The sequence below is a fragment of the Candidatus Villigracilis vicinus genome, from assembly GCF_016702885.1.
GTDB lineage: Bacteria > Chloroflexota > Anaerolineae > Anaerolineales > Villigracilaceae > Villigracilis > Villigracilis vicinus.
In genome coordinates this window covers 371,400-398,369 of the sequence record NZ_JADJDD010000025.1, presented here as the reverse complement: position 1 = coordinate 398,369, position 26,970 = coordinate 371,400, and the positions used below count along the sequence as shown (strand labels likewise).

Genomic DNA, 26,970 nt, shown 5'->3' with positions numbered 1-26,970 from the left:
GTTGGTACATGAACGAACATCCTAAGTATAGCCTGCGTTGGTTTGTATACTCCATAATGGAAATTCTGACTAATTTTGCTTTATCCAGGTACATTGTCGTATCACGTGAAATTCAGCAAGATATGATTGAAATAGGAGTACCAAAGGATAAAATAGATCTTATTTATAATGCCGTTAATCTTGATGCATCAAAAATAGTAGGGAGAAAAAAAGATCTTTTGGAGAAATACCAGTGGGACGAAAATGCCATTATATGTTTTGCCGCCGGGCGGCTGGAATGGGCAAAGGCTCACGACGATCTTATTAACGCCATGGCTCTGGCTCGCAAAAAAAACAAAAATTTATATTGTTTAATTGCGGGTGAAGGCAGATTGTATGGATCTTTGATGGAGAAAATCAGTCAAGCTGAATTGGATGGAAAAGTTGTTTTGTGCGGTCACCTTGAACATGGAGACTTGCTGAAAATATTAAAGGCTTGTGATATATACATTATGCCTTCCCGCACAGAAGGTACGCCGGTTGCATTGCTAGAAGCTGCGGCGTTGGGTAAGCCAATTATTGCATCACGTGTTGGTGGAATCCCTGAGTTGGTGAGTAACGAGGAACACGCATTACTTTTTGAGAAAGGCAACTTTGATGCCCTGAGCGAATCTATACTTAAAATGGCGGAGAATGAGGAGTTGGCTGCTTTTCTTGGAAACCAGGCTCGAATGAAAACCGAATCGTCTTTTTCTGTCAGTTTTCAGGCTCAAGCAACTGTGGATGCGTATCTTAAAGCGTGTAAATAACTTAGTATAAATACGGAGAATAAAATGAGTAAAAGAAACTGGCTTGATGGATCATTTTTATATGTTGCAATTATAATTTATATAATTGCAGGTTTTTCGACCTTGATTGCTGGGGATCAATTGGCAGACATGCTGTTTGATGAAGATAAATATTTTGAGAACATGGGTGCAATTGGTTTTTTTGTTACATCCTTGGTCTTTTTGTATGGCTTTATAAAGACTCTTAAACTAAAGTCTGCTGGTGTTTATTTTTATTTTAGACTGGCAATTCTCTTTGGGTTGTTTTTTCTTTTCTTTTTTGGCGGTGGCGAAGAGATTAGTTGGGGGCAAAGGATTTTTAATATTCAAACACCCGAATCATTGTCAAAGATAAATACTCAGGATGAAACCAACGTTCATAATATCGGGTTGTTTGAAAATAAGATCCATTTCGAAACCATCTTTGACATGTTCTGGGTGTCTTTGACGTTAGCACTTCCCTTGGTGGTAAAATTTAATAAGACCATAGGTGCTTTTTTAGATAAATTCTTTTCTACACCTCGCATTTACATCGGACTTCTTTTTCTGTTTAATTACTTATGGGCTAAAGTAGCAACGATTTTATTTAAGAGTCAGTATGGTTTTGAGTTATTGCCTTTTGTACAAGCAGTACAAGAAGTTAAAGAAAGCAATTACGCTCTTTTATTTGTGCTTGTGGCAATTGACATAATCAGAGACCGTTCAAAAGTTTGATATTTCTAGTTTTGATTGCCCAAATTCTTTGGTTTTTAGAAAAAGTGAGTAGATATGACAGTGCAAAGAAACGATTTTTATTATTTATTGTCTGTGGTTGCTCTTTCTGGTCTCGCAGCTTACGCCTTAGGTAATTCAAATTCGAATATTCAATTATATGGACTTGCTGGCTTGATGGGAATAGCATTGGTCCTGGCGGTAATTGTAAAGCCAAATTTAGGGGCTAATGTATTGATTATTGCCATCTACTCGAATGTTTCTGCAAACATGTCGGATATGGGATACCCAGGAATAATTAAACCATTAGTTGCTGTTGTGTTTAGCGCAATTATGATTCGTAATTATTATGCCGGACAACTTCCGGTAGATCGCCGAAATACTGCTTTTACCGAAACGTTTTTAATTTTGTATTTTCTTGTGTTAGCTGCTTCTTATTTGGTTGCGTCAAATAAAGACAGAGCACTCACCGATGTCGTTGACCTTGGAAAAGATTTGGTAATCCTTTATACAATCCTTTTCTCTGTTCGGACATGGAAAACATGGAAGCAAGCTGTATGGATGTTGACAATTGTTACTTTTGTATTGTGCTTATTGGGGGTTTACCAAATTATCACCGGGACGCGTACTCAAGAATTTTTTAGATTTTCAACCATTGGCGTTACTAGTGTTGTTGATAGTGACAATGGAACCACTGCAAGGATTGGAGGACCGGTTCATGATCCAAATCTTTGGGCTCAAGTTATCGTTGCAGTAACACCTTTTTTGATATTTCGCATTATTCATGAAGCACAGCTTAAGTGGAAAGTGGTGGCTGCGGGAATGTTGGTGCCGTTGCTAATCGTTCTACTGGATACTTATAGTCGCGGTGGGTATCTTGCTTTTATCGTAATCTTGATTTTAGTTATTTTTGTTTTTGAAATAAAACGGATAAATCCTGTTGGGGCGGTGCTTACTTTTGCCTTTTTGATTTTATTGATCCCGTTCTTGCCTTCGAATTATGTTGCTCGTTTTGATAGTTTGTCTTTGCTTACATCATCATCGCAGGAAGGTTCTGGCATTTACGAAGATAGTTCCCTCCGCCAGCGGAGTAGTGTTATGCAAACTGCTCTATTGATGTTTGTCCAAAACCCTTTGCTTGGTGTAGGTGCTGGAAATTTTAGAAATAATTATCAAAAATATAATCAGATTTTGGGGCTTGAAGCTAGATACGGAGAAGTAGAAGCTCATTCTTTGTATACACAGATTGCAGCCGAAACAGGATTGTTGGGGCTGATAGCTTTTATCGGTATTATGATTTCGTTATTTATAGCGTTATCTAAAGCAGTGAAGTCCATAGAGCATTTGCAAAAATTAAGGCATTATCTGCCTTGGCTTTCAGCTCTTCAAGCATCTTTGGTTGGGTATTTAGTTGCAGCCACTTTTTTACACAATGTTTACATCAGGTACTTTTGGATTTTAGTAGCTCTTTCAATGACTGCAATTCAACTAGTTGATGAGCAAGTTAAGGAAGCGGATCAAATATTAATTGGAAAAACCTCTTGACGGATACTATAAATGACAATCATGTAGCACGTAAAGCGGGCAAGGGGGCTTTTTGGGTTTTTTTAGCTTATGCTTTAAGTAAGGTCGTTGTTCTTTTGACGACTTCTATTTTGGCAAGGCTTCTTGCCAAAGATGATTTTGGTTTAGTCGCTGTAGCGGTGATTGCCATTAATTATCTTTCTGTAATAAAGGATTTAGGGCTTGGTGTTGCGTTAATTCAGCGTCGTGATAATGTAGATGATGCTGCCAACACAGTGTTTTCTATTAATGTGATTGTTGGCTTCTTTTTGTCATTAATTGTATTCCCCATTGCGCCGTTTGTGGCAGATTATTTTAACGAGCCAGCGGTTGTGTCAGTTATAAGATGGTTAGGCACTTCTTTTGCCATCAATGCGCTCGGCTCTGTTCATATTGTTTTACTTACCCGGGAATTGGATTTCCGTAAAAAGTTTATTCCAGATATTAGTAATGTAATTGTAAAGGGTGTTGTTTCGATCGGATTGGCTGTTACAGGATTTGGCGTTTGGGCGTTGGTTTTTGGCCAGATTGCTGGGTCGGTTGTTTCAGTAATTGCGGTGTGGTTAATATTTCCTTGGCGACCTAAGATAATGATAAAGAAAACACTGGCGTCTGCTATGTTGAAATTTGGTGCCTCAGTGTTCGGCGAAGATATACTTAGTGTGTTTATTGAGAACTTTGACTATATTGTAGTAGGCAGGGTGTTTGGATTAGCGCAATTAAGCGTATATACACTTGCATTTAGACTTCCTGAAATGCTTTTGATTGGTATCCTGTGGGTTATTGCTGGCATTACATATCCAGCTTTTTCTACTATTCAAGACAAGCCTGATGAAATGCGCCGAGGAATGTTGTTTACGACAAGGTTTTTGCAAATGTTTGCTATGCCAATCTCTTTAGGATTGCTTCTTGCCGCTGCACCTATTGTCCGTGTCGTGTTCGGTGATGAGTGGCTTGAGGTTATCCCTGTCTTGCGTGTCTTGGCGTTGTATGCTTGGATTTATTCTGTCGGGTTTCATGTTGGTGATATTTATAAAGCGATAGGAAGACCGGATATACAATTAAAGTTGACTATCTTTACTTTGATATTAATTGTTCCTTTTATAACATTTGGGTCGAAATTTGGTTTGGTTGGAGTAGCTTGGGGGCACTTAAGTGCTGCTTTGATTTATCAAAGTGTTAGCATTATTGTAGCGGCGCGCTTTATAAACATTCCAGTTACTGATATATTGAAAGAACTTAAGCCTTCCTTTCAGGCTTCCAGTGCTATGGCGCCTGTAGTTTTAGCTACCTTGTTTTTGACGAAGAACTACAGCCCGTACATTCAACTGCCTTTAGTTGTAATACTAGGTGCATTTTGTTATGGGGTCGTTTTATGGGGTGTCGAAAGGGAGAATTTGCTAAAAATGTTACGAGTTGTAGGTGTTGATATTCAGAAAAATGAAGCTTAAGAAAATATTTTACAGGCTAATTGCTTGGAAAACAGAGTAGTTTTTTGTTCGGTGACCTTTTGTCTTTTATATTAAAACTCTTTTAAACTTACGACCTGATATTTTTTGAAATCTAGAGAATCGCAAATCGAGGATCAACCTGTCATTATTTATGTAAGAGATATGCAGTAAAAAGATGCGTTTTTGTTGTTTCGTTCAAGTTTGAGTTTTGGAGAAAATATGCGAGTCCTCTTGATGTTGAGCGGCCTTCCTTTGAGTGGGGGTGAGCGAAGTTTGGTGTCGGTTCTTCCATACCTTAAAAAGACGGATGGGCTTACGCCTTTATTGTGTACTCTTAATACGCACCGGGATGGACCTCTCGTTGACGAGTTTAATAAGACTGGAATTGAGCGATTTGATCTTGATGCAAAACGTTTAGTAGATCCAGCGAGTTGGGTGCGGTTCCTTAATTTGCTTCGAGAGAAAAAAATAGATCTAATTAATTCTCAAGATCAATATACTAATATATTTGCCGCTTTAGCTTTTTGGTTTACCAATATACCTGTGGTGATGACTCGTCATGTTATGCAGGACCCTGCGGATACGCTGCGAGAGTCGATTCGGGCACGTATGGTTTTATGGGCTACTCGCAGCAGTGCTCACAAACTTATTGCTGTATCAGATGCTGTACGAAAGAATTTAGGGAGCCACGCGGGCGTATCGCTTTCAAAGATCGAAACAATTTATAATGGAATTGATGTGGAGCGTTTTATAGTTAATAAGGAAAAGGAAGATATTCGCCTAGAGCTAGGATGGGGTTTAGAGGAAAAAATAATTATTATGGTTGCAGTATTAAGGCGTGGAAAAGGGCATGAAGTCCTTTTCGATGCAATTCCTCGCATTATGTCAGCAAATCCATCAGCGCGCATAAAACTAATTGGTGATGGCGAATTAAACACCGTACTTCGACAACAAGCCGTCCAATTTGGAGAAGTGGTTGAATTTCTTGGAGAAAGAATGGATGTGCCTGTGTTGCTAAAAGCTAGTGATGTTTTGGTTTTACCCTCTTGGAGTGAAGCCCTTCCAACAGTACTTATTGAGGCTGGAGCTGCTTCCTTGCCGGTTGTTGCAACTGATGTTGGCGGTACTGCAGAGATTGTTATGGATGGGGATACGGGTTATGTTGTCCAACCAGGCGATTCGGTGTCATTGGCTGAGAAATTGATCAAGATACTGAGTGATAGTGAAAGCGCTCGAGAAATGGGTCGGCGTGCTCGCGATCGGGTTCAAAAATTATTTTCATTGCAGCGTCAGTCCGATCTTATGTTTTCACTTTATAAAAGAACCTTGGGTGGTTTATGAAAATCCTTTATAACCTTTCATATCCTGGTGATCGATTAGATGTACAGCGTGCTGGGCATATAGTCCGTGCAAATGCCATATTAAATGGATTGGAAGCTCTAGGACACACAGTTATTAGAATCGAAGCCGCTGAAGATAAAGAGGCGCGCCTTGCAGTAAGTACCTACCAAAATCTTATCAAGAATCGCTTGCCATCCTCGATTGCCTTGAAATTGCGTGATGTCGGCAGGGTTGTGCAAAGCCGTCGTTACGCTCATCGTTTGATTGAGGCAATTGAGCACCATCGCCCAGATTGTATTTTAGAGACTCACGTGCCATTTAATTTAGCGGGCAAGTTAGCTTCGGATAAAACAGGAACACCTCTTATTATTGATGATGTCGCGCCTGTTTGGGAAGAGGAACTGCAGTATGGAGTGGGATTTAAAAGTTTAGCGCAAAAAACATATCAGCAGGTTGCGAATCGTGCAAACTTGTTGATCGCTGTAAATAAAACTTTGAAAAAATATTTGCTTGAGCAGGGTTTGCCTGAAAAGAAAATCCTTGTTGTAGAAAATGGTATTGATGGATTATTATTTAATCCACTCGTGGATGGACGTAAATACAGAGCTCAATATGGTTTTCGTGAAGATGAGGTGGTATTGGTTTTTGTAGGTTCTTTTCAGCCATATCATCGTGTTGATTTCCTGCTTAATGCTTTTGCGAACATCGTCACCAAACAGCCTGCCCGACTGCTCTTTGTTGGAGATGGTAATCACAGGCCAGAAGCAGAGGTTCTCGCGAAACGCTTATGCTGCGGCTGGCGATATTGCCGTAATGCCAGCTACAAACGAGTATGGGAACCCTATGAAGGTTTATGAGTATATGGCACTTGGCAAGGCAGTGATTGCTCCGAATCAAGACACTATTACAGAGATTGCGAAACATAATCAGAACGCGTATTTATTTGAGCCTGAAAATGTTCAATCCCTTGGTTTGGCGATTCAGATGCTTATCGAGGACGCAAATCTCCGGCGGATACTTAGTGAAAATGCAGGCAAATTAGCCTCATCTTTTACCTGGCAAACGCGCGCAAAAGTATTAGAGCAGGCGATCCTGAAAATAATATAAAAACATAACTGCAGAAAATCAATCAGCGATCGTCTGTTTTTGAAGAAAAATAGACGATTAAATATTGAGAAAGTGTATCAGAACTGCTGCTTGCTTTAGTAAACTCAAACGAAAAGGGATTAAACGAATTATGATTGAAGTTCTCAAAAAAATAGCAAGAACATTAGTGACATTTTTTCCAAGCATGAAAGATGAAATCTACTTTGTGAGACGATTCTTTCAGAATGTGCTTGGTTTGTCGGTCGAAGAGGATTTTAATGCCATAGATTTATTTCCTAAAAATGGGAATCTTTTGTACTTAGATGTTGGCGGAAATCAAGGGGCTATCATTGATATTCTCCTACGGAAAAATCAAAATTGTAGAGTTAATTCTTATGAGCCTAACCCGGAGGTGTTTCGTTTGACTAGCATGCGATTTAAGAATAATACGCGAGTCAAATTGTTTAATTTCGGTCTCGGAAAGATGGAAGGTAATTTCAAACTATATATACCCGTTTATCGAGGATATAAATTTGATGGACTTGGGTCTTTAAGCTCGAGTTTTGATGACCCCTGGCTCGAAGAAGGTATTTATTTTTATGACAAAAAAAAATTGTCAATGCATGAGGTTGATTGTAAGATAAAAAAATTAGACGACCTTGATCTGGATCCTTTTTTTATCAAAATTGATGTTGAAGGATTTGAATTAGATGTCATGTTGGGTGGCGAGAGAACAATTGAAAAGTCTCGTCCAATAATGCTTGTCGAGTCTGTAGAAAAAGACAGTGAGATAATGAATTTTGTGAAAAAATACGGATACAAAATGTACAAATACTCTAACGGTGTCTTTATACAGGGTGAAAAAGGAATTCCTAACTCCTTTTTAATGACAGATGATAAATTAGAAATATTACAAAGAAATAAAAATAATTAGTGATTTAAATGGAATCGTTATCGTAAAATTCTATTTACGATAACGATTTATAGGACTGACAAGCGCTGAATAGTGTGCCAGTGTGTGTGAATGCAATATGAATATTCTTCTTATTGTATACGGGCTTTTTTTTACCTCGTTTAGGGATGTCGGTCCATTTAATAAAGTAAACGCAACTTTATAGCCTGCATTTGCGACTAGTGACTGGATTTCAGGATTGAAATCGTTTTTTGTCCCATTTGGGTAGGCAAAGCTAAGAAGTGCTTGCCCTAATTCTTTTTCAATATAGGATTTTGATTCGATTATTTCTTGTTGTGCCTGTTCAATAGGTATGCGTGAAAGGATAGGATGCGTCACTGTGTGCCCGCCAAATTCAAATCCGTTTTGACTCATTTCTCTTATTTGATCCCAGCTCATCATTAGGTTTTTGAAATAATTTTTAGGAACGCTTACTTTCAGGCGACTTGGTAATTCATTGACCCATTTTTGTTTCTCTGTATCTGGTAATCTTTTCAGTGATTCTACCCAGGAATTTGTAATTGTAAATTTTTGCTCTTTTGTTTCCCAAGATTTTTCTTTATTGTCTGGAAATAGGATGTGGTCCTGAGAGGTGTGAAAGAAGCAATAAGCAGCTAAATCCCAGTAAAAGGCTTTGTCTGTCCCTATATGGCCTGATGTAAGGAATATTACTGCGGGAAAATTGTATTGTTTGAGGATCGGATATGCTAGGGTGTAGTTGTCTAAATAACCATCGTCGAAAGTTATTAGTGCGGGATAGTCAGGTAACTTTATTTTGCCTTGTAGCCATTGAACCACTTCAGATACAGAAACAACATTAAACCAGCGCAAGAGATATTCCATTTGTTTCGCGAACATTTCTGGAGTGGCGCTAACATTAGGTTTGAATGAATCAAAGTGGGCTGCAGAGGGGTCGTTTATTCTGTGGTAATTTAAAACGGTTAACGATTTTGACAATAAGGGATAGCTTGCCCTGATAAGTCCGCTGTTATGTGCAAATTGCAATAACTTTCCAGTAATCCCCTTGTTTTTTTTATTTTCCATGCTTCCTGTATCATGCATAAATAGCTCCATGTTTTTATTAAAGGGATAAGGTCGAGTAGCTGCTCGAAATGAATTTTATAAAATTGTTTCCCGGTGGCTTGAGCCAGTAGCTTAATTTTCAGATTCTTTAACTATATTATTTGAAAGCACCGTCCCGCCCTGGTTCTCTATAAAAATTGGGGTATCCACAGTGTTGCCTTCAATCTTTACGTTTTGATTTACCCAATATAGTGATATGCTTTGGTAAGTCTCATTTGTAACTATATTGTCTTTGATGTCCAAGTTTTTTTCAATTCCTTCAGGGACTTTTGACTTCCATGATGATATTCCTTCGTAGCATCCGTCAACGGTGTTTTCTAGGATGTGATTGTCGTGCCTTTGCGCCCCCCATCCTTCATATACCTCCTCACCGATGGCAATCCCAGTTGCCCGGCGTCCGTCGCGCAAGTATCCCTCGCCGGTGCATATTACTTTGTTCCTGAGTACAGTTGTGAACGATGAGTTATCAACGTAAATATTAACTGAGAAGTTGTCGCGAGAAATATTATCAATTATCGAGACGTATTCACCCATTGTTGCGGCAATTCCTTCTCCGCAATTTTCATAAACAAAATTGTTTTTTATAATTATATTTTCAGAGCCGCGCTCAACTTTTATACCGCTGCCCCATCCCCCATCTATATTATTTTGGGTGTTACATATTGGACCGTAGCCATTATCGGTTACATTGTGGTGGACGACCGTGTCTTGGATAACGATATGACTGCCTTTTGTTATTATGCCATGATACTCTGCTCCAGTTACTTCTATGTTTTTAACGATTATATAATCGCCAGAAATAAGCAGGCTTTTTACAACGGCGTTATTTCCCGTAATGATTATAGGAGCATTTGCGTTACCTGATTTATAGGCATCGTAAACTTCATTGTAATTTCCTTCCAAAAGATGGATTACATCCCCTGGCTGCGCGAGGTTTTCTGCTTGCCAAAATGTCTGGCAGGGGGTTAAAAATGAGCAATTAGTTGAGTCGTTGCCGGAGGGGGAAACATATAAGTCGTTTGATTGTGAAAGAAAAAATACTGGCAGCGCCAGTGAAAATGTTAATATCATTATAAAAAACAGCTTGTATCTCAACGGAGGGACCTTTATTATTACTTTCCGAATACAATTTGAGTTTAGGGTTTTAGAGTATTTCTAATTACTTTTGTTTGGGAGAGTTGCCTTATTATGTTGGTTTGAACTAATGGTATAATTTAATAAGTTGAGTACTTTATTATTATATCATTGTGAAGGCCGTTTGAAGGGAGCATGTGACATATGGAGATTCGTTTTTATTTAAAAATACTTCAAAGGGGATGGTGGCTGATAGTTATTTCCGCCTTGGTTGCAGTTAATGTATCGTTAGTGTACTCGTATTATATTACTACCCCTATGTACGAGTCGGTTGCTCGGTTTATAGTAAGTCCAAATCTTCAAACTACTGATAATCGCGATATGGTGAACAGTTTGGAGGCGCTTGATAATCGTTCTATTATTGCTACTTACGCTGAAGTCCTCAATAGTTACCAGATTATCAATGATGCAATGGAGCTGTTGCGTGAAAACCCAAGCGATTACGCTGAATATACAATCTCTGCAACTGCACTCCCAGAAGCAAATATAATTAGATATAGCGTTAAAGGACCCGACCCTGAAGTTGCTGCAATGTTGGCGAATAGTATTGGTCAGTATGCAATTGACTATATTAATGGGTTGTACATAAATTTTAATATAACCTTTCTCGATAAGGCAGTTGTTTCAGAAGAGCCCTATGTACCCCGTCCTCTTCAAGACGCCGGGTTGGCGCTTCTATTTGGGTTGGTTATTGGCGTGGGTATGGCCATTTTCCGTGATTTAATTTCCGGTACCATTGATCAATTCAGTAAGCGCAATATACTTGATTACGAATCTCTTGCTTTTAATCGTGCGTATTTTGAACGTCGAATACGCCAGGAAATCGTAAACCAGCCTGATGCTGTTATCACGTTTGGGATTATATATCTGAACGGTGTGCAAGATTATTACGATTCACTTCCGCAAACGTATATTAATAAAATTATGCGCAAGATAACAGACTCTTTACGTTATCAATTACGTGGTAATGATATTGTTGGTAGATGGTCAAAGTTGCAGTTTGGTATTCTTTTGCCTTCCACTGAAGGTGTTTCTGCAATTAATAGATTTGAAAGAATTCGTGATATGTTAGACCAGCCTATTTCGCTTGAGGTAGATGGAAACTTTGATATCTCATTGGATGTACGGATTGGTTTTGCAGACCGACAGGGAGGCGAGTCTGTGAATGTCTTGATATCTCAAGCTGAGACGGCTCTTGAAATATCTGCTGAATCTGATGAGAAAATTAGTATGTATAGAGTGCGTCCTTTTGGATAGTATTTTTTAATAGCGTATTGTGTTGAGCTTTTTCGGGATAAAACTTATGAAAACAAAATTATTTTCCACAGTGGCATTACTGGTATTTTTGCTGTCCACACCTATTTACGCGGCAGCACAATCCTTAAGCAAAGGGGGAGAGCAGGGGCAATCGCCTGAAATTGAAATTACTGATAATAGGGCTGTTTTTTCCTTTGAAGACTTGAGGTATGACGATAGGAATTTACTTAGCCCAATAGACACAAAAGCTTATATTTTTGGTGTTCCACCTAATTGGAAGTTGACTGCTGGTGGAGAGGAAATTCAGTACGATGTATTCTTAAGTGGCGCCGATTTAAGTAGAATTACTTCGGGTGGAAACCCTTATGGTGGTAATTTATTCGTAAAGTTGAATGATGTTTTAATTGGCACTATTCCATTTAACGAGTCGGGTTCGTTTAAGGCGAGACTTCAAGTTCCGGAAGAGGCCCTTGTACCGATAATTGAAGGTGGAAGGCACTTGTTAACGATCTCCTTGAATGCGCAATTGAGTTGTGCGTATGACATATATGCGATGGTGACATTGAAGTCGTCGTCGTTTTTTGATTTATCTTTTGAGCCCACAAGTCCTGTGTTGGATCTTGCGCGCTTGCCTTCGCCTTTTTATCAATTTAACTCTTTTGTTCCCGATAGTGTATTGGTTGTCGTTCCGGACGACCCAGACCCGTTGGAATTGCAGTCTGCAATGGATGTTATGTCAGGGTTTGGATCTGCAATTGAAGATGTTTACGATATCAATTTGACAACTGCGAGCAACCTAACGTTAGATTTATTGTCAAAAAACCATCTGATATTTGTGGGGATGCCGTCTGCATTTCCTTTGCTTTCAGACGTGCAATTTAAACTTACGCCAGTTAATGGAAAATTTGAAAATATGCCAAGCGACGCAGCAGATGATGGTGTATTGCAGTTGGCAGTGTCACCTTGGAATCTAAATAAAGCAATTATGCTTGTTTCTGGTAATTCTGTAACTGCAGTATTAAAAGCTGCTCAAGCGGTTAGTGCTGGAACTTTAATTACTTACGGTGACCCTGATCTTGTATTCGTTGCTGACATTCAGCCTCTGGCAGGGAATTTGCCTGTAGTCGAGAATTTTTCTCTAAAGAGTCTTGGTTACACTAAAGAAACCCTTAGTAGCTTTAGTAGTTCGGCTGAATATCAATTTTACATATCTAGGGATCAAGTGTTAACTAGGGAGGGATATGTCGAGTTGGTCTACTATCATTCAAGCATGTCTGATTATGAAGGTCAGTTGTTTTCAGTCAGGTTGAATGGAGAAGTTATCTCAAGTATAAACTTCAAAGAAGAGACTCGAGAAGTTACGACTGTGCAGATTAAGATACCTCCGGGTGTTCTGCGTTATGGGGAAAACCTATTTGAGGTGGTAACTGAATTAGTGACAATACCATCTTGTGATGATACAGGTTTGTCTGATCCGTGGCTGACTGTTTCTGACGAGACGAATTTCCATATTCCCTCTGCGACAGGGAGCGATGCAATCCCTTCAATATCGAAAGACTTAAAGTTTTTCCCGGAACTTTTCACATTAAGTAGCGATTTGGGAGATACTGCTTTTGTTCTTTCGAAAACAGATCCTGTTGGTTGGGCGGTTGCCGGGCGATTGGCTTATGAACTCGGTAAGTCGATAACGCCTGCTATGTCAAGCCTAAAGGTGGTTTATTCAGATGCCATTTCTGAGGATGTTCTTGAAAATAATTCTCTTATTGTGGTTGGCAGGGCAAGTAACTCTCCGTTTTTGTTAGATATCAATAATAGCCTTCCTGCCCCATTTGATCCTTCTTCAGATACTGCAAATGAGCGTCAGATGCAGATTGTATATCGTATCCCCCCGGGTGTGGATGTCGGCTACCTTGAGTTGCTCCCATCCCCATTCAATGGAGAAAACACCATTCTTGTTGTTTCGGGTAATTCTGATAAAGGAATTGAGCATTCTGTATCAGCCTTGTTGTCAAGTGACCTTCAAAGTCAATTAGCTGGTGTTTTTGCGGTGACGAATGGTGTTCAGGTTGCTACTGGAAATAATGTTTCAGGTCAATTTTCGATTGTCGGCACTGGAGTTCCTAATGCGGAGTTGGTGGTTGCCACACCGCTTCCTGATCTAGTTGGACTGCAAGAAGGCTTTGCTCCTCCAGTGTGGTTTATTCCAGTGATGATCGTTTCAGGCATCTCTATTCTCGTTGTGATCATAGTAGTTATCAAGACCGTCATTGATAAAAGACGATTGGATGTTATAAAGAGTGCAAAATTAGATTTTCCACCAGACGAGAAGGAAATTGAGGCAAAAGAGGACTGAGATTCCCAAAGGGCGTCAATTCTTTAAATGGTAGTTTTGTCGCATTCTTGGCGAGATATTTAAGATATGTTTTTAGAGCCGCTGGTCTTTTCCAGAGTTTAAAGTTAGGAAAAGACCGCGGCTTTATTAATTTTAGAGCTTCATTTGCCTGATAGTTTGCTCAAAGCGGGTATAAAGACGGGGAAAATGGAATGTATGTCGCTGGATACAATATTGCTGTTCTGAGGCAGAAAAAACACCACTTCTTTTGTGTTTAAGACTACTATAGAGATAATTCGCCATCCTAAACCCAACAAACGGGATAAAACGTCTTCTGCTAAAAATGAGACTGCCAGATGGGAACGACATTTTGCCCCTAGATTTAAATAAAAAGGCGCCCCAGGCAGGAGTCGAACCCACAACCTACTGATCCGAAGTCAGGCGCTCTATCCATTGAGCTACTGGGGCGTGAGCGCGATTATACACGATTTGCGTGAAGTAGAAACCGCTTTGTTCTCGGTTTCCAAGGAGATTTCTGCTATTTAAATCAGTCATCGTGTTTTCGTTTACAATTTGAGCATGCCAGTTCTTGCCCTTGTAACCGGATCTGCCCACCGGCTTGGAAAAGCCTTTGCCATAACCCTTGCCCGTATGGGGTATTCCATTGCCTTGCACTATCGCGGCTCTGTGACCGAAGCAGAAAGAACAGCCGAAGAAATCCGGGCTTTGGGTGTTGACTGTTTGCCCATCCGGGCAGACCTGACAAACCCCGAAAAGATCAAATTTCTGTTTTCACTGGTGGATGAATTTCATGCCCCGCTCACGCTTGTGGTCAATTCAGCAGCTGTAATGCCAGTGGGGAACCCGCGAGACTTGGAGCTTCAAAACTGGGATGCCGCACTCGACTTGAACCTTCGGGCACCGTTTCTAATTGCCCAGCAGGCTGCTAAACGTATGAAAGGCGGCGGACTGATTGTGAACATTTCTGATACAGGTGCGCAAAAAGCATGGAGCCGTTATCCGTCTTATGGTGTCAGCAAGGCAGGGCTTGAAGCGCTTACAAAAATGCTGGCGCGTTCATTGGCACCAGAGATTCGCGTCAATGCCATTGCTCCCGGGTTGGTGCTGCCTTCGGATGTGGTAACTCCAGAGCAGTGGGAGCGACTCATTGAAAAACTTCCGCTCAAGCGTGCTGCCACCTTGGATGAGATCACATTTACTCTCGAATTTCTCATCAAAAACGAGTATATTACCGGGCAAACCATCGTCGTTGACGGCGGCTATTCTTTGATATAACACCTTTCCAATGAATTTCAAAAAAATCCTCCCCGACCTTTTAATCTCCCTTCTGCTCGTAATTTCTACATTGTATTACGCATTCAATTACATTAACTTTGATATTCCTCCGTTTGAAGATGCAGCCATGATTATGCGTTACTCCCAGCATCTTGCTGGTGGGCATGGCATTGTTTGGAATGTCGGCGAAGCGCCTGTAGACGGCGCAACGGATTTTCTTTTTATGGCTGCATCTGCCGGGCTGATAAAACTCGGCTTTACCGTAGGGCAGTCAGTGCGTGGTATTGGTTTTGCAGCCCATCTCCTAACTGTCCTCATCATATATTGGACAAATCGCCGCGTCCATAATGGAAATATCTCTTTTTCTTTCCTGAGCGGACTTTACCTTGCAGTGGGCACAGGGCTTTCCTATGTATCCGCATACTTCGGGACGCCTTTCTTTGCCCTTGCCGCCGCCTCCACTTGGGCGTTGGGCTTGATCCTAATGAAGGAAGAGAATCCAAGCTTTTGGCTTTCTATCGCCTTCGCCCTAAGTGGGCTTATTACCGGCTTGATCCGCCCTGAAGGTGTCATCCTTGCCGCCTTGATGTTGGTCGCTGTCGTCTTCATGCGTGGACTGAATAAATCCAAAATGATCGTTGTTGCTTTTGGCTCGGTCTTTTTATTGCTTGGCGGTGCTTACTTTTTATGGCGCTGGAACTATTTCGGTTACCCTTTACCCAACCCATTTTACAAAAAAGGGGATGGGGGGTGGAAGTGGGATTCATTCCAGCATTCGATGTGGAATGCCTTGCGTTTATGCCTGCCGATGGTTATCGCCTTTATACTCGGCTTCCGTTCAAATGAAACCTTCAAGCGGACGGTTGCCCATCTTGTTCCCATACTAGGGTTTGCGATTGCATTTGGTTTGATCTCAGATGAAATGAATTATGGCGCCCGTTTTCAATATGCGGTCGTCCCGATCGCACTGATGTCATGGGTGCCCCTGATCGGGAGCGTAAATTTTGAAGCACTGAAGCAATCCTCGGTTAGGGAAAGAGGCGTATACCTTGTCATGGGAGCGGCGTTGTCTGCGGGTCTGATTTATTATTCCTGGTTCCAGAACTGCTTCCTTAATTTGTATCAGCAAGCCTGTGACCGTCCTTATGAGCGCGATGGGCGTTTGGAAATGGCACAGATGTTGGCAGATTATCGCGGCAAAGGATATATGATCGCAACAACGGAGGCGGGTCTCCTGCCGTATTATTCCGGCTGGGATGCGCTCGATACCTGGGGGTTGAACGATCAATTTATTGCGCATAATGGCTCGATCACGGTGGAGTATTTGGATAAATACAAGCCCGAGATCATTATGTTCCACGATTACTACTCGCCGCTTGTTCCGCCAAAATTGACTGATGCCAACCTTGCCCAGCGTTGGTTTAGCATGACGATCTTATTGAAGACCTATGCGGAAGATAATGGTTATATTCTTGCGGCTGTTTTTGGAGATAGCCCCTATGATACGCATTACTATTATGTTCGCCCTGGCTTTGAAGATAGCAAACGGCTAGTGGAGCAGATCTCAAAATTCCGTAATTATTTTTACCCGACCACCGGCAAGCGCTCGATCAATTATGCTGAATTTGCCGAGCCATAAGTTAAGTGGAATGATTTTTTTATTTCGCATTCTTCAAAGTTAATAATCTTTAGGAGAGAGAGTTATGTCTGAAGTTAATGAACTTGCTGAGAAACTTGTAACCGAAGGTCAGCGCATGGCGGCGTTCTTTGCCGAGCTGACCGATACTCAATGGGAAGATGAGGTCTATACAGAAGGGGAGACCTGGACGATCCGCAATGTGCTTGCGCACTATGTCACCTCGGAGCGTGGGTTGGTGAAACTCTTTGAGCGGATCCGCACTACTGGCGAAGGTGCCGCGGATGATTTTTCGATCGACCACTATAACGCTGCTCAACAGTTGAAGACCAAAGACCTTACGCCAGCAGAGTTGCTGGAGCAGTATAAACAGGTACGCGCTGATTCAGTGAAATGGGTAGGTGGTCTGAAAGAGGAAGAGCTTGAAATTAAAGGGCGGCACCCCTTTCTTGGCGAAACAGTTATTCGCGAAATGATCAAAATGTTATACCTGCATAATCAACTGCATTATCGTGATGTGAAGCGGGCTTTGAAATAATCAAACTCAATACAATATAAAAAGGTTTTTTTCATGCAACTTTCTCCCTTTAAACTCGAACGGTTCTTTGCCAAATATGAATTTAATACCGAATTCCTGCTCTGCTCTTCAGACTGCGAATCCGTTTCTATTGCTGACTTGCTCGCCATGGAAGAAGGCGCAGCGGGTAAGTTTCAGAACGTCTGGCTCGGGTACACCGAGTCGTTAGGCAGTCCGACGTTACGAAAAGAGATCTCGGGGATGTATTCCACTACACAGCCTGAGGATGTTCTGGTCTTCACTGGTGCAAATGAGGCTATTTATCTTTTTATGATGGCGGCTTTGAAAGAGAACGACCATATCATTGTACATGCGCCGCATTATCAGGCATTGAGCGAAGTTGCAAAAGGGATCGGCTGTATGGTCAGCCCGTGGCGTGCCCGGGAAGAAAATGCCTGGGGATTGGATATGGATGAACTCCGCCATCTTATGCGCCCGTCTACAAAAGCCATCATTGTCAATCTGCCGCATAATCCCACTGGTTACCTTATGCCTCGGTCAGATTTTGATGACCTCAACAAGTTCGTGCAGGAAAACGGACTATTGCTTTTCTCAGATGAAGTCTACCGGGAATCGGAATACGATCTGGCGGACCGCCTCCCAGCCGCTGTGGATTACGGTCCGCATGCCGTCTCTTTAGGCGTTACTTCAAAAACATACGGACTGGCTGGATTGCGTATTGGCTGGATCGCCACCAAAAACCGTGACCTTTACAGCAAGATATCTTCACTGAAAGACTACACTACAATCTGTAACTCTGCGCCCAGCGAGTTTCTTGCCGAGCTTGCCATGCGCAATCGCACCAAACTTGCTGAGCGAAATCTGCAGATCATCAAAAATAACCTGACCGTAATGGATGAGTTTTTTGCAAGAAATTCTTCACTATTCACCTGGCACCGACCCAAAGCAGGCTCCATGGGGTTCCCAAAGCTCCTCACTGGTGATATCGAAACTTTTTGCGATGATCTTGTCAAAAAAGCTGGTGTGCTTTTATTGCCGGGGTCGATGTATGACGAGACCAACAACCATTTCCGTCTGGGTCTGGGACGCAAAAACCTCCCGCAAGCTGTTGAACGCTTGGAGGACTACCTTTCTACATCGTCAATTTACAACCGGAAAAAATAAATTGATAAAGCTTTTACGTCCCCTTCATCTCTTTCTTGCCGGGTTGACATATTTTCTTGGTGTGAGCATCCCTGCCTATTTAGGAAAACCGATCCAACTTACGTTGTTTATCCTTGGTTTGGCAATCTCCCTGCTCGCACAAGCGACCATGTCTTATTTGCGCGAAGTGTTTCGTCCGCATAATGAACCGCTTATTCCCGGCGAAACTCCCCAACAAAAAGAGACGCTGCGTAGCAATCTCCTCTATATCTCCTTTGGCATGCTTGGAACCATCGCCGTTATTTTCTTTTTGATATATCTAAACTTTACCTTTTCGCTTCCCGTATTTTACTTTTTACTCGCTTCCGTTCTTCTTGTCTTGGTCTATGCCTTGCCGCCCTTTCACCTCGTTAATCGCGGCTTTGGTGAGCTTATCCTTGCCATGCATGTCGCGTATGTCATACCTTCCATCGGTTTCGTCCTTCAAGCTGGAGAGAACTCGCGCTTGTTGACTCTTTTGCTTCTTCCTCTCACAGTTCTTGCACTTGCATACTTCCTCATTGGTAATTTCACCACCTTTCCAGACGATCAAAAATATGAGCGCGTCACCTTGCTTCGCCGTCTCACTTGGGAGCGTGCTATTCCGTTCCATCATAGTCTTGTTGCCTTCGCATATTTGATGTTTGCCTTCGTGCCGCTTTTTGGCTTCGCATTTAACCTGGTTGCCCCAGCCTTTCTAACCCTGCCCTTTGCCGTCTTTCAAATATTTCAACTTCGTGCGCTTGCCAATGGGAATGCCCCAAATTGGAAGCTGCTTACCTCCACCGCCCTGGCCGTTTTTGGACTCACATCCTATTTTCTAACTGTAACCTTTTGGATTCGCTGACTTTCAACCCAATACCATGCCTGAATTTTTGACTCTTCTCCCACCCGACCAAGCCCGTGATAAATTGCTCTCGGTTCTTTCCAAGGCGATGCCTGATTCTGAAACTCTGGCAGTAGACAAAGCCTTGGGCAGAGTCACGGCAGAGGATATAGTTTCCCCGCATCCGCTGCCTGAGTTTCCCCGCACTACTGTAGATGGATATGCTGTTCGCGCGCAAGATACCTTCGGCGCAACGGATTCGTTGCCTGCCTATCTTCATCTCATAGGGGAAGTACCGATGGGAGATGAACCAACATTTGTTGTGGGTGCGGGGCAATGCGCACTCATCCACACTGGCGGAATGCTTCCCAAAGGCGCGGATGCAGTTGTAATGTTGGAGTACACACAAACCGTAGGCGCAGAGGCGTCTCACCCGGAAATCGAAATATTCAAGTCCGTAGCCGATGGCGAGAACGTTATTCGTATCGGTGAGGATGTTGCCAAAGGTCAGGTAGTCATCGCCAAAGGGACGTCGTTGCGCCCGGCAGAGATCGGCGGACTGATGGCGCTTGGATTTATTTCTTTGCGTGTAGTCAATAAACCGAGAGTAGCATTGATATCAACTGGTGATGAGGTCATTGAACCGAGCCAACACCCGCGGCCTGGACAAGTACGTGATATCAACTCGTATACTTTGGGCGCATTAATCGAAAAGAGCGGTGGTGAAGCTGTCCGTTATGGGATTATTGGGGATGAGTTTGAATTGCTGAAGACTGCTGCGGCTAAAGCACTCTCTGAATGTGATGTGGTCATCGTTACTGCCGGATCATCGGCGTCTACTCGCGACATGACGGCTGAAGTTATCCGTCAGCTGGGGGAGCCGGGTGTGCTTGTGCATGGCATCAACACCCGTCCTGGAAAACCGACCATTCTAGGCGCGTGTAATGACAAAGCCGTGATTGGTTTGCCGGGGAACCCTGTCAGTGCATTGGTAAATGGATATTTGTTTGTCGTGCCGGTCATCGAAAAATTGTTGGGGGTATTGCCGAAACCCAAAGCCACTGTGCAAGCGAAACTGACCGTCAACCTGCCATCGCAAGCTGGGCGTGAAGATTGGTGGGCAGTGAAATTAAGTGAGGGTAAGGGTCAGCAGTCAGGGGTCAGGTATCAGGCGGAGCCAATTTTTGGTAAGAGTAATTTGATCTTCACTCTGGCTGCAGGTGACGGCTTGTTAAAAATTCACCCTGATGCAACGGGTTTGAGTGCCGGTGAAGTTGTGGAAGTGGTGTTGATCTAAAACCTCGGATCATTGACGGTGGAAAAGATTTTTCGCTGTCAATGATTACAACTCTACCGTCATTCCCATTTTTCTCGTCAACGCTTTTTCATACACCAAACTCGCAGCGACAAGATCTTCCATGGCGTGTCCCATGGATTTGTAAATTGTCCACTCGGTTTCGGATATTCTGCCGGGTTTTTGTTTTAAAAGCAACTCGCCAAGCTCGGTTCCAAAATCTGTATCCAAGCCTTGGAGTTCGGCGCTGCCAGCCGGAGGCGGTTCAAAGGCTCGTTTGGATTCTACGAAAAGATGACACGACTCGATCACATCACGGGGTAGTTCGCCGCCGGGCGGGCGGTACCCCACCGAGGTGATGTGGACGCCATCTTTGAGCCACTCTTTTTTGATGACAGGTTCGGGTGATGATGTACAAAGACAGAGAATATCAGCGTTGGAAACAGCTTGATGGATAGAATCAGCTGCATGGGCGTTTGAGGCGTGGGCAGCTAAGGCAGAGGCGGCGGAATGGTCCCTCGAAGCGATCCAAATTTTTTCGATGCCACCCAGAGTTTCGATCATCTTCAAATGCGATTCAGCTTGTACGCCTGTACCGATAATGGCAACAGTTTTTGAGTTTGGGCGGGCGAGATGTTTGATAGAGAGCAGTGATGCAGCTGCGGTGCGCATGGCGGTGATGTGTTCGCCGTCCATCAAGGCAATAGGTGAGCCGGTTTCGGAGTTGAAGAGGGTGATGACGGCTTGGTGAGAAGGCGTGCTTTCGTGAAAGATGCTGACGAGTTTGACCGAGAAAGGCTTTCCAGGCATAAAGGCGTACATGCCCAGTAAAGCACCTTTGGGCGCGCCGACTTGGTTGCGCGGCGGCACCTCCAGTTGACCAGCACTTAGTGCCTTAAAGCCTTTTTCCAGGGCAGGGATGAGTTCATGAGGATCCAGTAGTTCTGCGACTTCTTTGTGAGAGAGAATGAGCATGGGAGATCCTTTGTTTATTATTTTTGTCTTTCTTTCAAAAGTAGAACGCCTTGCCAACCACCGATGATCATGCCTAGCAATATCCCCAGCCCTTCTGCAGTTGGAAATAAATAGACAAAAAGCGAAACGATGCCAGCGGTGAAATACAAGAGAATTAATGGTTTTGGTGTTTGGTGAGATGCCCAACTTGCAGATCCGATCAGGATTTGTACCCAACCGAGGAAGTGCCAGCCAACGGCAGTTAAACCTGTGAGTAGTGTTGCCCATACAGTCAAGACTGGGATGGAGTCTTGTAGATTTAATTCGGGATGCAGGAGGTGATATTGCCGGTTAGCTGAGCGGATAAATGCAACTGCTACCATCATCCCTGCGGAGAGGAAAGCGGAAGATAACGCCAATGACATGCGACGTGGCGCGCGGCTGCCAAGGTTTTCTCGAAGTACGGAAACCCAGGTGACTAAACTTAATGCCCAAACAGGTCCGTAAAGGAAATCGGCAAGGTGATAGGCGATTGGACCCAGGGCGCTTCGCAAGTCTCCGACCAGATAGATGAGTCCGGGAACGAAAAATGTTATCGCCTTGTGATTTAATTAAGGGGCGCCGTTCCGCCCAATGTTTGTTGGGCCTTGCGAATTAATCGTTGGCTGTTCCATAATTACTCCTGCTGCCGGTAGACGATCATTTCCATGGTCGCTGGGTAGTCGCGCATTGTCTGTTTACCAGATGTCACCAACTGTAAACCCATTCGGGAATGGGTCGCTGGGATCAACTACAAATTGATTGATGCCCGTGATCCATGCTGTGCCGCCAATGGTGGGGACAATTGCCTTGTAAGGACCGACTTGCGTCTCTTCGATAAGCCGTCCAGTGAAGAGTGTGCCAAGAATGCCTTCGTGAATGAAATCTTGATTCAAACCGAGTTGGCCGCGTGCATAGAGTGTTGCCATTTTGGCGCAAGTGCCTGTACCGCAGGGAGAACGGTCGATCACGCCCGTCCAGGTGGAAGGTTTGTTCCAGTCAATTTTGCCGGTTGAAACGGTGACAACATTTTTGCGATGCGCCTGCGGGTGAATAGGCGGCGCGGAAAGTTGTCCGATGGTGGGACCGGTAATTTCCGGGTTGTCGGGGTGTGTCACCGGATATTGCTCAGCAGTAGCAGACTTGACCATCTCGGTGATGCGGGTGATGTCTTTGCCTTCGTCGGGCGTGAGCTGTAACCCGAATTGCGCGGCGTCTGCGATCGCATAGAACATGCCGCCCCATGCTACGTCCACTTTGACAGTGCCAAGAGTTGGCACCTCCACGTTGAGGTCGAGGTGTACAGCAAATGCGGGGACGTTCTTGAATGTGATCTGTGTGACCTTGCCATCTTTGCATTCAGCACGGATGCCGACCAGCCCGGCAGGCGCTTCGAGCATGAATTCCGTGACCGGCTCTTGCATGGGGATCATGCCAGTTTCGAGCAGGGTCGTTGCCACACAAATGGTGTTCGTGCCAGACATGGGCGGGTACTCGGTCTGCTCCATGATGATGAAACCCGCGGCAGCATCGGGGTGTGTGGGCGGCATGATGACGTTGCAGCATAAGGCGGGGTATCCGCGTGGTTCGCGCAGCATGCGCAAGCGCAGGTCATCGAGATTCTTTTCCATGTATTTCATCTTCTCGAACATTGTCTTGCCGGGTACATCGAGCACGCCGCCTGTGATGACGCGTCCGGGTTCGCCGCAGGCGTGCAGGTCAACAGCGGTGATCATGTTTGTAAGGCGCATGGGACTCCTACATAAAATGAAATGGTTTGCAGCTAATGTCAGGCTGTGCCAAGTTTACCTTATTTGATTCTTGCCTGATAAAATATTGCCATGGAATATACACGCGACCAATTCACTATTTCGGATGACGCATCTCGTTTGGATGTTGACGCTATTTGTGATTTTCTCTCCCGTGCTTATTGGGCGGATACTCGTCCGCGAGAGGTAATCGAAAAATCGATCCAATTTTCGCTTAATTTCGGTGTTTATGATGGTACAAGGCAGGTCGGTTTCGCCCGTGTGGTGACAGACCGTGCTATTTTTGCTTACCTGTGTGATGTGTTTATCCACGAAGATTATCGCGGACACTCCCTCGGTAAGTGGATGATGGAATGCATTATGGCTCACCCCGACTTGCAAGGTATGAAGCGTTGGTGCTTGCTTACTCGCGACGCTCATGGGCTGTACGAACAATTTGGCTTTACAGAATTGGGAGACCCCTCCAGGTGGATGGAGAAATTTGACCCTGCCAAATAACGACTAAGAATATTGGGGGATGCTTCGGCTCTGTCATTAAACAGCCGGTATCCACTAAAATTCATATACCAACCACCAAGTTGTAAATTCCCGTTCCCAAAGGACTCTCATGCTTGAAGAACTCTTTGCCAAACCTGTAGGCTTTTTTTTAATCGTCATGGCGATCATCCTGATTACGCCGCTTATTTCTGAGCGGTTGCGGTTGCCTGGCATCATTGGGATCATTATCGGCGGTATGCTCATTGGTCCGCATGGATTTGGTCTCCTCGAAGATAATGACCGAATCCAATTCCTTTCTACGATTGGGCTGGTCTATCTTATGTTCAGCGCTGGTCTCGAAGTGGATATCAACCAGTTTATGAAAGTCCGTGCGCGGGCTTTGGTATTTGGGTTGATCACATTTATATTTCCGCAACTCATGGGCATGGGGTTGGGGTACATTCTAGGGCTGGACTGGCTAGGCATGATCCTGCTAGGTTCTGCATTCGCCTCGCACACGTTGATCGCTTTTCCCATCCTTACCAAACTTGGCGTCACACGCAATGAGGCTATTGCTGTTACCACTGGTGCAACGGTTCTTACAGATATCGGCGCTTTTATCGTGCTGGCGGTTGTCCTCGGCGCGGATAAAGGCGGGTTGAGCTTTGGCTATTTTGCACAGTTATTTGTGATGCTGGCACTTTTTACAGCGGTTATCATTTTTGGTTTGCCGCGTTTTGGGAAATTCGTTTTTCAAAAATTATCCGGTCGAGCCGTGGAATTTCAATTTGTGATCGTTGTATTATTCGTCGCGGCATTCTTTGCGGAAGTCATCGGCGTGCATGAAGTGGTTGGAGCGTTTCTTGCAGGGCTGGCGGTTAATTCCATGCTGCCGCGACACAGCCCGGTGGCTGGGCATGTGCTCTTTATTGGCGAGTCATTCTTCATTCCGGTCTTTTTGCTTTACAGCGGGCTCATTACTGATCCACTGACCTTTCTCAAAAGTCCGCAGACGATTGTTGTTGCGATTGGCGTTACCATCGTTGCATATCTATCCAAATTGATCGCGGCGTGGATCACTGCGAAAATTTACAAATACACCAAATCTGAATTTTGGACGGTCTACGGTTTATCGCATGCTCAAGCCGCTGTTACCATCCCTACGTTGGTCATCGGTTTAGAAACTGGACTTTTCGACTCCACCCTTTTTAATGCCGCCATTTTGATGATCCTTCTCACTTCAATCACTTCGCCCCTCATCGTACAGCGCTTCGCTCCTGACCTGCAAACTGCCTCTGCCGATGATGAGCAGACCCCGCTCTTTGGGCGGGTTCTCGTTCCTGTGTCTGAAGCCAATTCCGGGGAATTAGTGGCTCTTGCAAGCCTGCTTGCCCGCAGCTCAAAAGGGAAGGTGCTGGCAGTCAGTGTTGCTCAAGCGACAGGACCTAATGAAAGCAACAGCTTGATGCTTCACAAAGAATTGCTCGGCAAGGTCAGTGCATCCCTGCATGACCCTGAGGCGGAGCTTGAGCTTATCCCTCGTCTGGCTGCCACACATGCGCAGGGTATTTTACATACCGCGAACGAAGAAAATGCGTCCCTTATTGTCATGGGCTGGCGCGGCAAGCGTACCTTCCGCGAAAGCGTGCTTGGCTCCGTACTGGACGAAGTGATCTGGGGCTCGGACACTCCTGTAGTGGCTGGAAAATTGTCCTTGCCATTGAACAGCATGCGGCGGGTGATCTTTATTGTGCCTGCCAAAGCTGTTCCGCCAATCGCGTTACGCCGTATGCTCGAAGCCAACCTTGCCGTTGCCAAGGCACTTAACGTCCCCTTGCTCGTTCGTGCAGATAAGAGTTACGTGCAGACTCTAGAGGCTTTGTTCGTTGCCATCAGCCCGGAGCAGGAATATAAACTTGAAGTCCTTAAAGATCAACTAAAACCTGAAAAATTAGAACACGAAGCTGTGAGCGACTTTATTATTCTGCCCGGCTTCGGTTCCCGCAAACGTGTTCAAGATACGCTTGGGAATATCCCCGAGCAAATCGCCCAACACTTTGATGGGAATTTAGTAATCTTGCATTTCGATAAATAAAGACTTTTGACCATAAACCGCCGACCGTAGACTCTGATCCGTTGTCGGCGGTTTATGTTTTTACTTCAGATAAATATCAAAGAACTTGATTGTCTGATTCATGGCTTGGGTGAAGTAGTTCGAGATATTGTGATTGTCGCCTTCGTAAGTATATAAATTGACGATCTGACCAGATTGCCGCCCCAACTCTGCCAGCCGGATGGAGAAATCAACGGGGACATCTTCGTCGTTGGTTCCGTGATGCAGTTCCAAAGGACCAGAGATATCGGTAAGGTAGGATGTGGCGGAGATCGAGTCCCAAAAGGCGGGGTTTTGTTCGGGCGTGCCGTACTGTTCGATATAACTTGAGCGCCAGCCGCGCCCGGTAGAACTTGGTGATGGGGTAAATGCGCCCGTTCGTCGCCAGTTATACAACAAGTCCGGGTATGAGGCGATAACGCCAGCCCAAATAACACCCGCCTTGATATCATCCGAAATGACCATGGCGCGCAGGGTTAAATATCCGCCCATGGAGTGCCCCCACATGCCGATCTTTTCGGGGTTGACGTCGGGGTGCTGCTTCAGAGATTCCAGAGCATTCATCACGTCCACTTGATAACCGGGGTCGCCATACGCGCCGGTCGCTTCGCCTTCGGATTGGTCATGTCCACGATAGTCGATGCGGAAGACGACATAGCCCGAGCGGGCGAGTTGGTCTACATAGGCGATATAGCGTTCTGTGGTCTTGTAAACATCAGGAGGGATATAGCCATGATTAAAGACAATGGCTGGGAATCCGCCTTCGGGCGCTTCGCCGTTGGGGATGGTGAGCAGGGCGTAGATCTTCAGTCCCTCTGAAAGATAATAGGTATAGTAGCGCCGATAGTTAATGCCGCGTTCCAATTCTTTGACAATCGTGATCTCGCTGCCGGGATATTCCTGATTGCGAAGCGCGATAATGCTCATTGGGTGTGGAACCGGTGTAGCGGTTGGTTCCGGCGTAAACGTTTCTGTCGGCTCGAACGTGGAGGTAAGGGTGGCTGTTTCGGTGGGTGGTCTGGGGGTATCTGTAAGCAGCGGCGCCGTTTCGGCGGCACAGCCAGTGAGCACCAGTGAAATTACGAGGAATACCAATAAGGTTTTTTTCATATTTACTCCTGTAGTATAGA

At 44.2% G+C, this 26,970-nt stretch carries 22 protein-coding genes, 1 tRNA gene and 1 pseudogene; 17 read left to right on the top strand and 7 right to left on the bottom strand.

Annotated elements, in window-relative coordinates; translation table 11 throughout:
- Positions 1-8 precede the first annotated feature (8 nt).
- From IPG80_RS17820 to IPG80_RS17790, 7 genes and pseudogenes are all read left to right on the top strand, one after another.
- On the top strand, positions 9-788 hold the full coding sequence (locus IPG80_RS17820) for a glycosyltransferase family 4 protein (RefSeq protein ID WP_345109730.1): 780 nt from the start codon (positions 9-11) through the stop codon (positions 786-788).
- Positions 789-812: 24 nt separating this feature from the next.
- Positions 813-1,520 carry a hypothetical protein gene (locus IPG80_RS17815; protein ID WP_345109727.1) on the top strand — a complete coding sequence of 236 codons (708 nt, stop codon included), beginning with the start codon at positions 813-815 and terminating at the stop codon, positions 1,518-1,520.
- A gap of 54 nt (positions 1,521-1,574) precedes the next feature.
- Positions 1,575-3,062: an O-antigen ligase family protein gene (locus IPG80_RS17810; RefSeq protein WP_345109724.1), complete on the top strand. Its 1,488-nt coding sequence runs from the start codon at positions 1,575-1,577 to the stop codon at positions 3,060-3,062.
- Complete coding sequence (locus tag IPG80_RS17805; RefSeq protein WP_345109721.1) at positions 3,059-4,531, top strand: lipopolysaccharide biosynthesis protein; 1,473 nt, start codon at positions 3,059-3,061, stop codon at positions 4,529-4,531. The genes IPG80_RS17810 and IPG80_RS17805 overlap by 4 nt, the downstream gene beginning before the upstream one ends.
- A gap of 219 nt (positions 4,532-4,750) precedes the next feature.
- Positions 4,751-5,872, top strand: a complete 1,122-nt coding sequence (locus IPG80_RS17800) for a glycosyltransferase family 4 protein (RefSeq protein WP_345109718.1) — start codon at positions 4,751-4,753, stop codon at positions 5,870-5,872.
- A pseudogene (locus tag IPG80_RS17795) lies at positions 5,869-6,891 on the top strand (glycosyltransferase family 4 protein); the annotation flags it as partial. The gene IPG80_RS17800 and the pseudogene IPG80_RS17795, both read left to right, overlap by 4 nt.
- 218 nt (positions 6,892-7,109) lie before the next feature.
- Positions 7,110-7,892 (top strand): FkbM family methyltransferase, encoded by a 783-nt coding sequence (locus IPG80_RS17790; protein WP_345109715.1) that lies wholly within the window; start codon positions 7,110-7,112, stop codon positions 7,890-7,892.
- Positions 7,893-7,922: 30 nt separating this feature from the next.
- Here the strand turns inward: IPG80_RS17790 and IPG80_RS17785 are convergent, their stop codons facing one another.
- Together IPG80_RS17785 and IPG80_RS17780 are read right to left on the bottom strand one after the other, a co-directional pair.
- The gene (locus tag IPG80_RS17785) at positions 7,923-8,954 is read right to left on the bottom strand and encodes a polysaccharide deacetylase family protein (protein WP_345109712.1); all 1,032 of its coding nucleotides are present in this window, start codon (positions 8,952-8,954) and stop codon (positions 7,923-7,925) included.
- A 111-nt stretch (positions 8,955-9,065) separates the two neighbouring features.
- A complete protein-coding gene (locus tag IPG80_RS17780; RefSeq protein ID WP_345109709.1) occupies positions 9,066-9,896 on the bottom strand; it encodes a right-handed parallel beta-helix repeat-containing protein in 831 nt (276 codons plus the stop codon).
- 375 nt (positions 9,897-10,271) lie between these two features.
- Here IPG80_RS17780 and IPG80_RS17775 point away from each other — a divergent pair, with 375 nt between their 5' ends.
- Complete coding sequence (locus IPG80_RS17775) at positions 10,272-11,384, top strand: diguanylate cyclase (RefSeq protein ID WP_345109706.1); 1,113 nt, start codon at positions 10,272-10,274, stop codon at positions 11,382-11,384.
- A gap of 46 nt (positions 11,385-11,430) precedes the next feature.
- Positions 11,431-13,737, top strand: coding sequence for a cellulose biosynthesis cyclic di-GMP-binding regulatory protein BcsB (locus IPG80_RS17770; RefSeq protein ID WP_345109703.1), 2,307 nt, complete (start codon positions 11,431-11,433; stop codon positions 13,735-13,737).
- Positions 13,738-14,111: 374 nt separating this feature from the next.
- Here IPG80_RS17770 and IPG80_RS17765 read toward each other — a convergent pair.
- A tRNA-Arg gene (locus IPG80_RS17765) sits at positions 14,112-14,184 on the bottom strand.
- Between the two features lie 111 nt (positions 14,185-14,295).
- Here IPG80_RS17765 and IPG80_RS17760 point away from each other — a divergent pair.
- The 6 genes from IPG80_RS17760 (at position 14,296) to glp (ending at position 20,491) form a co-directional block, all read left to right on the top strand.
- The gene (locus tag IPG80_RS17760) at positions 14,296-15,012 is read left to right on the top strand and encodes an SDR family oxidoreductase (RefSeq protein WP_345109700.1); all 717 of its coding nucleotides are present in this window, start codon (positions 14,296-14,298) and stop codon (positions 15,010-15,012) included.
- Positions 15,013-15,022: 10 nt separating this feature from the next.
- Positions 15,023-16,651: a hypothetical protein gene (locus IPG80_RS17755; protein ID WP_345109698.1), complete on the top strand. Its 1,629-nt coding sequence runs from the start codon at positions 15,023-15,025 to the stop codon at positions 16,649-16,651.
- A 64-nt stretch (positions 16,652-16,715) separates the two neighbouring features.
- On the top strand, positions 16,716-17,186 hold the full coding sequence (locus tag IPG80_RS17750) for a DinB family protein (protein ID WP_345109696.1): 471 nt from the start codon (positions 16,716-16,718) through the stop codon (positions 17,184-17,186).
- A 33-nt stretch (positions 17,187-17,219) separates the two neighbouring features.
- Positions 17,220-18,350: an aminotransferase class I/II-fold pyridoxal phosphate-dependent enzyme gene (locus IPG80_RS17745; RefSeq protein WP_345109694.1), complete on the top strand. Its 1,131-nt coding sequence runs from the start codon at positions 17,220-17,222 to the stop codon at positions 18,348-18,350.
- 1 nt (position 18,351) lies between these two features.
- Positions 18,352-19,215, top strand: a complete 864-nt coding sequence (locus tag IPG80_RS17740) for a hypothetical protein (RefSeq protein ID WP_345109691.1) — start codon at positions 18,352-18,354, stop codon at positions 19,213-19,215.
- Between the two features lie 16 nt (positions 19,216-19,231).
- Complete coding sequence (gene glp, locus IPG80_RS17735; RefSeq protein ID WP_345109689.1) at positions 19,232-20,491, top strand: gephyrin-like molybdotransferase Glp; 1,260 nt, start codon at positions 19,232-19,234, stop codon at positions 20,489-20,491.
- A gap of 45 nt (positions 20,492-20,536) precedes the next feature.
- Here the strand turns inward: glp and IPG80_RS17730 are convergent, their stop codons facing one another.
- From IPG80_RS17730 to IPG80_RS17720, 3 genes are all read right to left on the bottom strand, one after another.
- Positions 20,537-21,463, bottom strand: coding sequence for an ornithine cyclodeaminase family protein (locus tag IPG80_RS17730; protein WP_345109687.1), 927 nt, complete (start codon positions 21,461-21,463; stop codon positions 20,537-20,539).
- Positions 21,464-21,480: 17 nt separating this feature from the next.
- Positions 21,481-21,996 carry a hypothetical protein gene (locus IPG80_RS17725; protein WP_345109685.1) on the bottom strand — a complete coding sequence of 172 codons (516 nt, stop codon included), beginning with the start codon at positions 21,994-21,996 and terminating at the stop codon, positions 21,481-21,483.
- A 183-nt stretch (positions 21,997-22,179) separates the two neighbouring features.
- Entirely contained in the window at positions 22,180-23,232 is a 1,053-nt protein-coding gene (locus tag IPG80_RS17720) for a proline racemase family protein (protein WP_345109683.1), read from the bottom strand.
- Between the two features lie 90 nt (positions 23,233-23,322).
- Here IPG80_RS17720 and IPG80_RS17715 point away from each other — a divergent pair, with 90 nt between their 5' ends.
- Together IPG80_RS17715 and IPG80_RS17710 are read left to right on the top strand one after the other, a co-directional pair.
- Positions 23,323-23,748: a GNAT family N-acetyltransferase gene (locus IPG80_RS17715; RefSeq protein WP_345109681.1), complete on the top strand. Its 426-nt coding sequence runs from the start codon at positions 23,323-23,325 to the stop codon at positions 23,746-23,748.
- A 109-nt stretch (positions 23,749-23,857) separates the two neighbouring features.
- Positions 23,858-25,822: a cation:proton antiporter gene (locus IPG80_RS17710; RefSeq protein WP_345109679.1), complete on the top strand. Its 1,965-nt coding sequence runs from the start codon at positions 23,858-23,860 to the stop codon at positions 25,820-25,822.
- A 60-nt stretch (positions 25,823-25,882) separates the two neighbouring features.
- Here IPG80_RS17710 and IPG80_RS17705 read toward each other — a convergent pair whose 3' ends face one another.
- Entirely contained in the window at positions 25,883-26,950 is a 1,068-nt protein-coding gene (locus IPG80_RS17705) for an alpha/beta fold hydrolase (RefSeq protein WP_345109676.1), read from the bottom strand.
- Positions 26,951-26,970: the final 20 nt, after the last annotated feature.

What these genes read in the sequence shown, in the direction of transcription:
- IPG80_RS17820 (WP_345109730.1), top strand. Translation starts at nt 9, where the DNA reads ATGAACGAACATCCTAAGTATAGCCTGCGTTGGTTTGTATACTCCATA.
- IPG80_RS17815 (WP_345109727.1), top strand. Translation starts at nt 813, where the DNA reads ATGAGTAAAAGAAACTGGCTTGATGGATCATTTTTATATGTTGCAATT.
- IPG80_RS17810 (WP_345109724.1), top strand. Translation starts at nt 1,575, where the DNA reads ATGACAGTGCAAAGAAACGATTTTTATTATTTATTGTCTGTGGTTGCT.
- IPG80_RS17800 (WP_345109718.1), top strand. Translation starts at nt 4,751, where the DNA reads ATGCGAGTCCTCTTGATGTTGAGCGGCCTTCCTTTGAGTGGGGGTGAG.
- IPG80_RS17790 (WP_345109715.1), top strand. Translation starts at nt 7,110, where the DNA reads ATGATTGAAGTTCTCAAAAAAATAGCAAGAACATTAGTGACATTTTTT.
- IPG80_RS17785 (WP_345109712.1), bottom strand. Translation starts at nt 8,954, where the DNA reads ATGGAAAATAAAAAAAACAAGGGGATTACTGGAAAGTTATTGCAATTT.
- IPG80_RS17775 (WP_345109706.1), top strand. Translation starts at nt 10,272, where the DNA reads ATGGAGATTCGTTTTTATTTAAAAATACTTCAAAGGGGATGGTGGCTG.
- IPG80_RS17770 (WP_345109703.1), top strand. Translation starts at nt 11,431, where the DNA reads ATGAAAACAAAATTATTTTCCACAGTGGCATTACTGGTATTTTTGCTG.
- IPG80_RS17760 (WP_345109700.1), top strand. Translation starts at nt 14,296, where the DNA reads ATGCCAGTTCTTGCCCTTGTAACCGGATCTGCCCACCGGCTTGGAAAA.
- IPG80_RS17755 (WP_345109698.1), top strand. Translation starts at nt 15,023, where the DNA reads ATGAATTTCAAAAAAATCCTCCCCGACCTTTTAATCTCCCTTCTGCTC.
- IPG80_RS17750 (WP_345109696.1), top strand. Translation starts at nt 16,716, where the DNA reads ATGTCTGAAGTTAATGAACTTGCTGAGAAACTTGTAACCGAAGGTCAG.
- IPG80_RS17745 (WP_345109694.1), top strand. Translation starts at nt 17,220, where the DNA reads ATGCAACTTTCTCCCTTTAAACTCGAACGGTTCTTTGCCAAATATGAA.
- glp (WP_345109689.1), top strand. Translation starts at nt 19,232, where the DNA reads ATGCCTGAATTTTTGACTCTTCTCCCACCCGACCAAGCCCGTGATAAA.
- IPG80_RS17730 (WP_345109687.1), bottom strand. Translation starts at nt 21,463, where the DNA reads ATGCTCATTCTCTCTCACAAAGAAGTCGCAGAACTACTGGATCCTCAT.
- IPG80_RS17720 (WP_345109683.1), bottom strand. Translation starts at nt 23,232, where the DNA reads ATGCGCCTTACAAACATGATCACCGCTGTTGACCTGCACGCCTGCGGC.
- IPG80_RS17715 (WP_345109681.1), top strand. Translation starts at nt 23,323, where the DNA reads ATGGAATATACACGCGACCAATTCACTATTTCGGATGACGCATCTCGT.
- IPG80_RS17710 (WP_345109679.1), top strand. Translation starts at nt 23,858, where the DNA reads ATGCTTGAAGAACTCTTTGCCAAACCTGTAGGCTTTTTTTTAATCGTC.
- IPG80_RS17705 (WP_345109676.1), bottom strand. Translation starts at nt 26,950, where the DNA reads ATGAAAAAAACCTTATTGGTATTCCTCGTAATTTCACTGGTGCTCACT.